This window comes from Streptomyces sp. NPDC029292 (assembly GCF_055569295.1).
In genome coordinates this window covers 110,292-117,792 of sequence record NZ_JBVHXR010000025.1, presented here as the reverse complement: position 1 = coordinate 117,792, position 7,501 = coordinate 110,292, and the positions used below count along the sequence as shown (strand labels likewise).

The following is a 7,501-nucleotide window of genomic DNA, read 5'->3' as shown; positions in this document are numbered from 1 at the left end:
GGACCTTTACTCGTTCTGCCACGAGAACAGCATGGCGGGTCCGCGCCACCCGGACCGACACCCGGACGGCGCGTCACGACAGGGCGAACGTTGCCTGATGCGGCACTAGCCGCATCCCTCGAACCCGCCCCCGGAACAGAAGGAGAACCGACCCATGGCTGAGCGGCGCCTTACCGTGGCGCAGGTTCCCGACGAGCCACGCCCCCTTCCAACGCGGTACCTCACTCCTCTGGATGTCGCCGAACTTCTGGGCGTGCCGATCGAGACGGTCTACCAGTGGCGCCGGAAGCGCACCGGTCCCCGCGGCTTCCGGGTGGGACGACATCTGCGTTACGACCCCGATGACGTCCGGGCGTGGGTCGAGTCCCTGATGGAAGGGGCTGTTGCCTGATGGCCGGGCACATCCAGGACCGATGGTACAAAAGTGAAACCGGCCCGGACGGCAAGGTCCGCAAGGTGAAGAGCGACCGCTACGGCTCCGGGCTTCGCTACCGGGCGCGCTACGTCGGCCCGGACGGTACGGAGAAGGCCAAGAGTTTTCCCGACCGGCAGAAGCGGCTTGCCGACCAATGGCTCGCCCACATCGAGGCGGACATGGCGCGCGGGCAGTACATCGACCCGCGCGCGGCCCGGATCACCTTCCAGCAGTACACCGAACGCTGGGTAGGGACGCAGGGCGCTGACCCGAACACTCAAGCATCGATGGAGTCGCAGCTTCGGCTGCACGCCTTCCCGTACTTGGGTACGCGCCCTCTCGGGTCCTTCCAACCCGCGCACATCCGGGACTGGGTGCGGCAGCTACAGGAGAACGGCATCCGGGGTTCTTACGCCCGGACGATCTACTCCAACGTTCGAGCTGCCTTGAGCGCGGCCGTGGATGACGGGCATCTCCCCCGCAACCCGTGTGCGGCTCGTTCCGTCCGGCCGCCGACTGTCGACATCAAGCGCGTCATGCCGTGGACGCCGGAACGGGTCTTCGCCGTTCGCGCCGCCATGCCCGAGCGCTTCCGAGCGATGGTCGATTTGGGCAGTGGCTGCGGGCTCCGGCAGGGCGAGATTCTCGGCGTCGCCGTCGACGCGATCGACTTCGAGTCGGACACCCTTCACGTGGTCCAGCAACTCAAACTGAGCCGCAGCAAGGCCGTGTTCGCCCCGCCGAAGGGTGGCAAGCTCCGGGACGTGCCGCTCCCCGGGCCGGTCGCTGACGCTCTCCGGGCGCACATGAAGGAGTTCCCGCCGGTCGAGATCACGTTGCCGTGGAAGGCCGCGGACGGTCCCCCGGTGACCAAGCGACTGATCTTCACCGGACCGCGCAGGGGTCATGTCTGGCGCACGTCGCTCAACGAGGAGGCGTGGAAGCGGGCGCTGGCCGGCGCCGGGGTGATCCCGGTCCCCGAGCGTGGACAGCCGTACGCCGAGTCCCGCGAGAACGGCATGCACGCCCTGCGCCACTTCTACGCCTCGCTGCTCCGGACGCCGGGGAGAACATCAAGGCTCTCGCCGAGTACCTCGGTCACTCGGATCCGGGCCTGACGCTCCGCGTGTACGCGCATCTCATGCCGTCCAGCCAAGAGCGCACCCGCAGGGCTGTCGCCGCCGTCTTTGGCGAATCAGCGTAGGTTTCAGTTCACTTTGGCGCCAAACGGATCGTGACAACCGAATCACTGATACCGATTCACCAAACGTGAATCGTGTCCAGATTCCCAATTACGGCATCCCGATTCACCGTTCATGATTACGCCTTCTGAATCGAAGCCTCTTCATGTTTGGTGATTCTGATTCCTGTCAGCGACATTTGTCGAGCAACGTTCATCCGTGAAACCAGATCGACACGACCTGGCTGAAGTGCCGATCCGTCCATCAAGCCCAGCGTCTGCGCACCGACTTGGGCACATCTACACGCCTACACCCGTCGCCTTGAGGTAGCTCGCTCGTCGGCACGTGAGCTCGATCGAGCCAATAGTCCCGGCGGTTATAGGGTAGATATAACGCCCTGAGCTGAGGCTTTGGAGCCACCGGGGAAAAGCAGTATGGTCCTCACCTACCCATTTAGTGGAGAGGCCGCCCATGCAGGGGCGGCCTCTCCTCTCCATTGCTCAGTTATTGACCCACAGATTGGACAACTCATGATGCATATGGAGAAGGCCATGGTGCCACGCCGAGGGCTCCGCATCGACCTCACCCTCCGCGAACTGCCGTTCCCTCTCATCGGCCTCGCCGGTGGAGGGCTGGGCGTCCGGGCCGGAACCAACGCCGCCGTCATCACCCTGATGGCGTTCCTCATCTCGATCCGCGTGAGGATCAGCCGCATCTAGGTCCCACGGCCCAGAGACGGCCCAGGCACAGCAACAAGCCCCCTACCAGCGGAGAACCCGCAGGTAGGGGGCTTGTTCGTGCCTCGTTACTTCTTCTTGCCCTGGTTCTTGACCGCCTCGATGGCGGCCGCCGCGGCCTCCGGGTCGAGGTAGGTGCCGCCGGGGTTGACCGGCTTGAAGTTGGCGTCCAGCTCGTAGGAGAGGGGGATGCCGGTCGGGATGTTCAGGCCCGCGATGTCGGCGTCGGAGATGCCGTCGAGGTGCTTGACGAGGGCGCGGAGGGAGTTGCCGTGGGCCGCGACCAGGACCGTACGGCCTGCGAGCAGGTCCGGGACGATGCCGTCGTACCAGTACGGGAGCATGCGGATGACGACGTCCTTCAGGCACTCCGTGCGGGGGCGGAGCTCCGGGGGGATCGACGCGTAGCGCGGGTCGTCCGACTGGGAGAACTCGGTGCCGTCCTCGAGCGGCGGCGGCGGGGTGTCGTACGAGCGGCGCCAGAGCATGAACTGCTCCTCGCCGAACTCGGCGAGCGTCTGGGCCTTGTCCTTGCCCTGGAGGGCGCCGTAGTGGCGCTCGTTCAGGCGCCAGGAGCGGTGGACCGGGATCCAGTGGCGGTCCGCGGACTCCAGCGAGAGCTGCGCGGTGCGGATCGCGCGCTTCTGGAGCGAGGTGTGGACCACGTCGGGCAGCAGGCCGGCGTCCTTGAGCAGCTCACCGCCGCGGACTGCCTCCTTCTCGCCCTTCTCGTTGAGGTTGACGTCCACCCAGCCGGTGAACAGGTTCTTCGCGTTCCATTCGCTCTCGCCGTGGCGGAGGAGGATCAGCTTGTACGGTGCGTCGGCCATGCCTTTGAGCGTAATGGACCCGGCGGGCCCCTCGCGCGGCCGGTCAGTACCCGGACAGCACACGGCCGGCACCTGGGCGGCACCTGGGCGGACGGACCCCTCCCCGCCTGTCAGTTGACGGCATCTGTTAATTGATTGGCCGTCCGGGACCGGCGGCTCGTAAGTTGTGCTCACTGCCCGAGCCGCTTACATCCGTGGGGACCCCGATGCCACTCGCCGTCATGAGACGAGCCGCCCGAGAGACCGTCTCCGGGCTCCCCCGCGAGTTCTGGTGGCTGTGGACCAGCACGCTCGTCAACCGGCTCGGGGCTTTTGTCGCCACTTTCATGGCTCTGTACCTGACGCTCGACCGCGGGTACTCCGCCTCGTACGCGGGCCTCGTGGCATCGCTGCACGGCCTCGGCGGAGTCGTCTCCTCGCTCGGCGCGGGCGTGATGGCCGACCGGCTCGGGCGGCGGCCCACCCTGCTCATCGCGCAGTTGTCGACGGCCGTCTCGGTCGCGCTGCTCGGCTTTATGCACCATCCGGTGGCGATCGCCGCGGTCGCCTTCCTGGTGGGCATGGCGAGCAACGCCTCCCGGCCCGCCGTCCAGGCGATGATGGCCGACATCGTGCGGCCCGAGGACCGCGTCCGCGCCTTCTCGCTCAACTACTGGGCCATCAACCTCGGCTTCGCCGTCTCCTCCATGGCGGCCGGATTCATCGCCGAATTCAGCTACCTCGCCGGGTTCCTGATCGAGGCGGGCATGACGATGGTCTGCGCGATCGTCGTCTTCCTGAAGCTGCCGGAGTCCCGGCCCGTCCAGGCCGTCAAGGAGGCCAAGGACGACGTCGGCCTCGGGACCGTACTGCGCGACCGGCGCTTCATGAGCGTCGTCGGTCTGTCCTTCCTCGTCGCCCTCGTCTTCCAGCAGGGATCCGTCGGACTCCCGGTCGCGATGGGCAGGGCGGGCTTCACCCCGGCCGACTACGGCATGGCGGTCGCCGTCAATGGTGTGCTGATCGTCGCGCTGCAGATCCCGGTCACCCGTTTCATCGAGCACCGGGATCCCAAGCGGCTGCTCGTGATCTCGTCCCTCCTCGCGGGGTACGGATTCGGGCTCACCGCCTTCGCCGGCTCGGTCGGCGTCTTCGCCCTCACGGTGTGCGTGTGGACCCTGGCGGAGATCGTCAACGCGCCCACCCAGACCGGGCTGGTCGTCCGCCTCTCCCCGCTGCACGGCCGCGGCCGCTACCAGGGCATTTACACCCTCTCCTGGTCCCTCGCCGCGCTCGTCGCCCCGCTGATGTCCGGCGTCGTCATCGACCGGTTCGGCGCGGAGTGGCTGTGGGGGCTGTGCGCGGTGGTGGGTACGGCGGCGGGGCTGGGGTACGGGGTGCTGATGCGGCGGCTTCCGGCGGAGGACGCGCCCGCGGCTCCGGCGCCCGTCCCGACAAAGACCGAGGCCAGCACCGCCTAGCCCGCAGGCCCGCACGGCCCACCCCGCCCCTAGGGATGCATCCGCGCCCCCTTGAGCACCTTGTCCACGGCATTCCGCGGCCCGTACACCGCGAGCCCCACCAGGTCCAGCTCCCCCGTCGGCACGGCCCGGACGGCCGCCCGGTTGTCCCGGTCGTTGCCGGTGGTGAAGAGGTCGGACGTGAAGACGGCGCGCGGCAGTACCCGGGAGAGCGCGCGGCCGTGCGCGGCGGTCAGGGTCTCCTTCGAGCCCTCGAAGATCAGTACGGGCTGGCGGAACATCGGCAGATACGGGACCTCGTCCGCGTCGGCGTACGGCTCTCCGATCACCTCGGGGACGGCCGTACCGAGGCCGCTGACCAGAAAAGCGGTGACATTAAGTCGTTGCCAGGGCTCCAGGTCGTCCCGCAGCAGGACGGCGATCTTGGTGTCGAAGCGGATGGGTTCAGGGGTCGAGGTGCTCATTCGTCGAGACTGTCGAACGCCGTACGACGTCGTCTTGTACGTTCTTTGCATGGCCCCCCAGCGTCCTCAGCGGGAAGTCTCCGCATGGCGCCCGCCTGTCCCGGGCGTCGTGGAGGTCTTCCACGCCCACTACACCGAGTACGCGTACCCGATGCACGTGCACGAGGCCTGGACGCTGCTGATCGTCGACGACGGCGCCGTACGGTACGACCTCGAGCGGCATGAGCACGGCACCCCGCACGACACGGTCTCGCTGCTGCCGCCGCATGTGCCGCACAACGGTTCCCCGGTCACCGAGCACGGCTTCCGCAAGCGCGTCCTGTATCTGGACCTGAGCCGGCTCGACGAGAGCTTCATCGGGCCCGCGGTGGACGCGCCCGACCTGGTGGATCCGGTACTGCGCCACCGCGTCGGGCAGTTGCACTCGGCCCTCGCGCATCCCGGGGACGAGCTGGAGGCCGAGAGCAGGCTGACCCTGGTCGGCGAGCGGCTGCGCGGCCATCTGCGCCCCCGGCTGATCGAGGGACCCCCGCTCCCCGACCGCCCGCTCGCCCACCGCCTGCGCGAACTCCTCGACGAGCGCCTCGTCGAGGGCCTCGCCCTGGACGAGGCCGCGCACCTCGTCCACGCCCATCCTGCCCATCTGGTACGGGCGTTCAGCGCGGCCTTCGGCATCGCCCCGCACCAGTACCTCATGTCACGTCGCGTCGACCGGGCCCGCCGACTGCTCCTGGACGGCGGAAAACCCTCCGAGGTGGCCACGGCCACCGGCTTCTACGACCAGTCCCATCTGACGCGCCACTTCAAGCGGTTGGTGGGCGTGTCCCCCGGGCGCTACCGCTCCAGCTCGCGCTGAGCCTCGTACAGGTTCCGCGGGCGTACGACGTCGGTCGTGCCGTACAGCTCCAGGCGCGCGTGCAGGTCTCCGGTGAAGTCGGGTACGTCGATCTGGTCGAACTCGGTGACTTCATTGATGCCGACGGTGGCGCTGTAGGGGGCGAGGGCGTCGATTTTCATCAGGCCCGCGCGCGCGTTGGTGACGCGGATGTTCCAGTGGGTGAAGCGGGCCCCGAAGAGGGGGCCGGCCGACGCGTCGCCTCCGTGGCGGCCGTTGTTGTCGACCGTGATGTCGGTGCGGACGTTGGCGAAGGGCATGCCGCGGTGGGAGTCGAAGGTGCCCATCTGCATCTCGCCGCGCGACCAGACGTTGTAGGAGGACAGGCCCTCCACGTTGATGCCGTGGAGCTGGGTTCCGGCGGGGGCCGGGACCGTGCGCTGCTCGATGGTGAAGTCCTCGACGAGGTTGTCGTGCGAGCCCTCGCGGCAGAAGTACGGGTGGTGGGAGCCGCGCCCCGCGACCGTCGTACGGCGCAGGGTGCAGGCCGAGGCCGCGACCAGGCCGAATCCGTTGTCCACATGGCGTACGACGATGTCGTCGGCCCAGCAGTCGTAGGCGCACTGGAACACGACCCCGTTGTAGCCCTTGTCGAGGAGGTGGGGGGACTGCGGGGTTTCCACCGCCTGCAGGGTGAGGCCTTCGACGCCCGAGCCCGTCAGCGCCTCCACGTGGGTGGTGAGGCGCGGGTCCCACTCCGGGCGGACGTCCAGGGGCAGCGGGCGCTCGAGGGTGACCTTTTTGCCCTGCACGCGCGCGATGCGCACGGGCCACTCATAGGGCACGTAGCTGGTCAGCTTCGTCTTGTCGTCCCAGTAGTAGGCCTCGGGACCCGGACCGCCGCCCGCCATGTGCTCCAGGAGGGTGTGGTCGGCGTCGTCGGCGAGGCGGAGGAGGACGAGTCCGCCGGGCTTCAGCCCGGAGGCGTCGGCGACCGTCACCGACCAGGAGCCGCGGCGCGCGGGCGCGAGCGTCGTCAGCGTCTGCCACTCGTCGCGCTTGTTTCCGGTCCAGCCCTCGAAGGGCCACGCCTTCGCCTTGATGGCGGTCGTCAGCGTCGTGAAGCGGTCCGTGGGGCAGAGCCAGATGAGGCCGCCCGCCCAGGACCAGGACGACTTGTCGCCGCCGTAACGGGAGCCGTAGACGCCGATCAGCTCGGTGAGGTTCTTGGTCGCGTACAGCTTCGTACGGTCGCTGCCGGCGCCGCGCAGGACGACGTTCGAGTGACCGATACGGATCAGGTCGTCGATGCGGAAGGTGCCGGGCGGGATCAGAACCGTGCCACCGCCGGCCCTTCCGGCGGCAGCGATGGCACGGTTGATCGCGGGGGCGCAGTCCGTGCTGCCGTCGTCCGCCACGGCGCCGTAGTCGCGTACGTCGGCCACGGCGGGGGGGGGGGGGGGGCGGGCCGCCCCCCCGCCCCGGGCCGAACCTCCGACATACGGAACCTGCGGGGGGGGGGAAGGGGTGCGGGTGGAACCTCCCCAAAGGGGCGGAGCCTTTCCCCTTCGCCCTTCCT

7 protein-coding genes and 1 pseudogene (1 of these 8 running past the window's edge) are annotated in these 7,501 nt (G+C 68.5%); 5 read left to right on the top strand and 3 right to left on the bottom strand.

The window, feature by feature from the left end; genetic code table 11:
• Positions 1–154 precede the first annotated feature (154 nt).
• From ACZ4WS_RS40300 to ACZ4WS_RS40290, 3 genes and pseudogenes are all read left to right on the top strand, one after another.
• Positions 155–391, top strand: a complete 237-nt coding sequence (locus ACZ4WS_RS40300; RefSeq protein ID WP_467988119.1) for a helix-turn-helix transcriptional regulator — start codon at positions 155–157, stop codon at positions 389–391.
• Positions 391–1,619 (top strand): annotated as a pseudogene (locus ACZ4WS_RS40295) (tyrosine-type recombinase/integrase). The gene ACZ4WS_RS40300 and the pseudogene ACZ4WS_RS40295 overlap by 1 nt, the downstream one beginning before the upstream one ends.
• A 528-nt stretch (positions 1,620–2,147) precedes the next feature.
• Positions 2,148–2,315, top strand: coding sequence for a hypothetical protein (locus ACZ4WS_RS40290; protein WP_467988118.1), 168 nt, complete (start codon positions 2,148–2,150; stop codon positions 2,313–2,315).
• A gap of 86 nt (positions 2,316–2,401) precedes the next feature.
• Here the strand turns inward: ACZ4WS_RS40290 and ACZ4WS_RS40285 are convergent, their stop codons facing one another.
• Positions 2,402–3,163 carry a phosphoglyceromutase gene (locus tag ACZ4WS_RS40285; protein WP_467988117.1) on the bottom strand — a complete coding sequence of 254 codons (762 nt, stop codon included), beginning with the start codon at positions 3,161–3,163 and terminating at the stop codon, positions 2,402–2,404.
• Positions 3,164–3,369: 206 nt separating this feature from the next.
• Here ACZ4WS_RS40285 and ACZ4WS_RS40280 point away from each other — a divergent pair, with 206 nt between their 5' ends.
• The gene (locus ACZ4WS_RS40280; protein ID WP_467988116.1) at positions 3,370–4,623 is read left to right on the top strand and encodes an MDR family MFS transporter; all 1,254 of its coding nucleotides are present in this window, start codon (positions 3,370–3,372) and stop codon (positions 4,621–4,623) included.
• Positions 4,624–4,652: 29 nt separating this feature from the next.
• Here ACZ4WS_RS40280 and ACZ4WS_RS40275 read toward each other — a convergent pair whose 3' ends face one another.
• The gene (locus ACZ4WS_RS40275) at positions 4,653–5,138 is read right to left on the bottom strand and encodes a DUF2000 family protein (RefSeq protein WP_467988115.1); all 486 of its coding nucleotides are present in this window, start codon (positions 5,136–5,138) and stop codon (positions 4,653–4,655) included.
• On the opposite strand from ACZ4WS_RS40275, the gene ACZ4WS_RS40270 reads away from it, so the two are divergent.
• The gene (locus tag ACZ4WS_RS40270) at positions 5,137–5,943 is read left to right on the top strand and encodes a helix-turn-helix transcriptional regulator (protein WP_467988114.1); all 807 of its coding nucleotides are present in this window, start codon (positions 5,137–5,139) and stop codon (positions 5,941–5,943) included. The genes ACZ4WS_RS40275 and ACZ4WS_RS40270 overlap by 2 nt on opposite strands.
• Here ACZ4WS_RS40270 and ACZ4WS_RS40265 read toward each other — a convergent pair.
• A protein-coding gene (locus ACZ4WS_RS40265) for a glycosyl hydrolase family 28-related protein (protein ID WP_467988112.1) crosses the window boundary here: on the bottom strand, positions 5,922–7,501 show its 3' portion. Its footprint extends 13 nt past the window's final position; the window shows 1,580 of its 1,593 coding nt (coding positions 14–1,593); its start codon lies beyond the right edge, outside the window; it ends in the stop codon at positions 5,922–5,924. The two genes, ACZ4WS_RS40270 and ACZ4WS_RS40265, sit on opposite strands and share 22 nt — an antisense overlap.

Bases quoted from the DNA above. Each gene is read 5' to 3' on its own strand.
- ACZ4WS_RS40300 (WP_467988119.1), top strand. From the start codon at position 155: ATGGCTGAGCGGCGCCTTACCGTGGCGCAGGTTCCCGACGAGCCACGC.
- ACZ4WS_RS40290 (WP_467988118.1), top strand. From the start codon at position 2,148: ATGGTGCCACGCCGAGGGCTCCGCATCGACCTCACCCTCCGCGAACTG.
- ACZ4WS_RS40285 (WP_467988117.1), bottom strand. From the start codon at position 3,163: ATGGCCGACGCACCGTACAAGCTGATCCTCCTCCGCCACGGCGAGAGC.
- ACZ4WS_RS40280 (WP_467988116.1), top strand. From the start codon at position 3,370: ATGCCACTCGCCGTCATGAGACGAGCCGCCCGAGAGACCGTCTCCGGG.
- ACZ4WS_RS40270 (WP_467988114.1), top strand. From the start codon at position 5,137: ATGGCCCCCCAGCGTCCTCAGCGGGAAGTCTCCGCATGGCGCCCGCCT.
- ACZ4WS_RS40275 (WP_467988115.1), bottom strand. From the start codon at position 5,138: ATGCAAAGAACGTACAAGACGACGTCGTACGGCGTTCGACAGTCTCGA.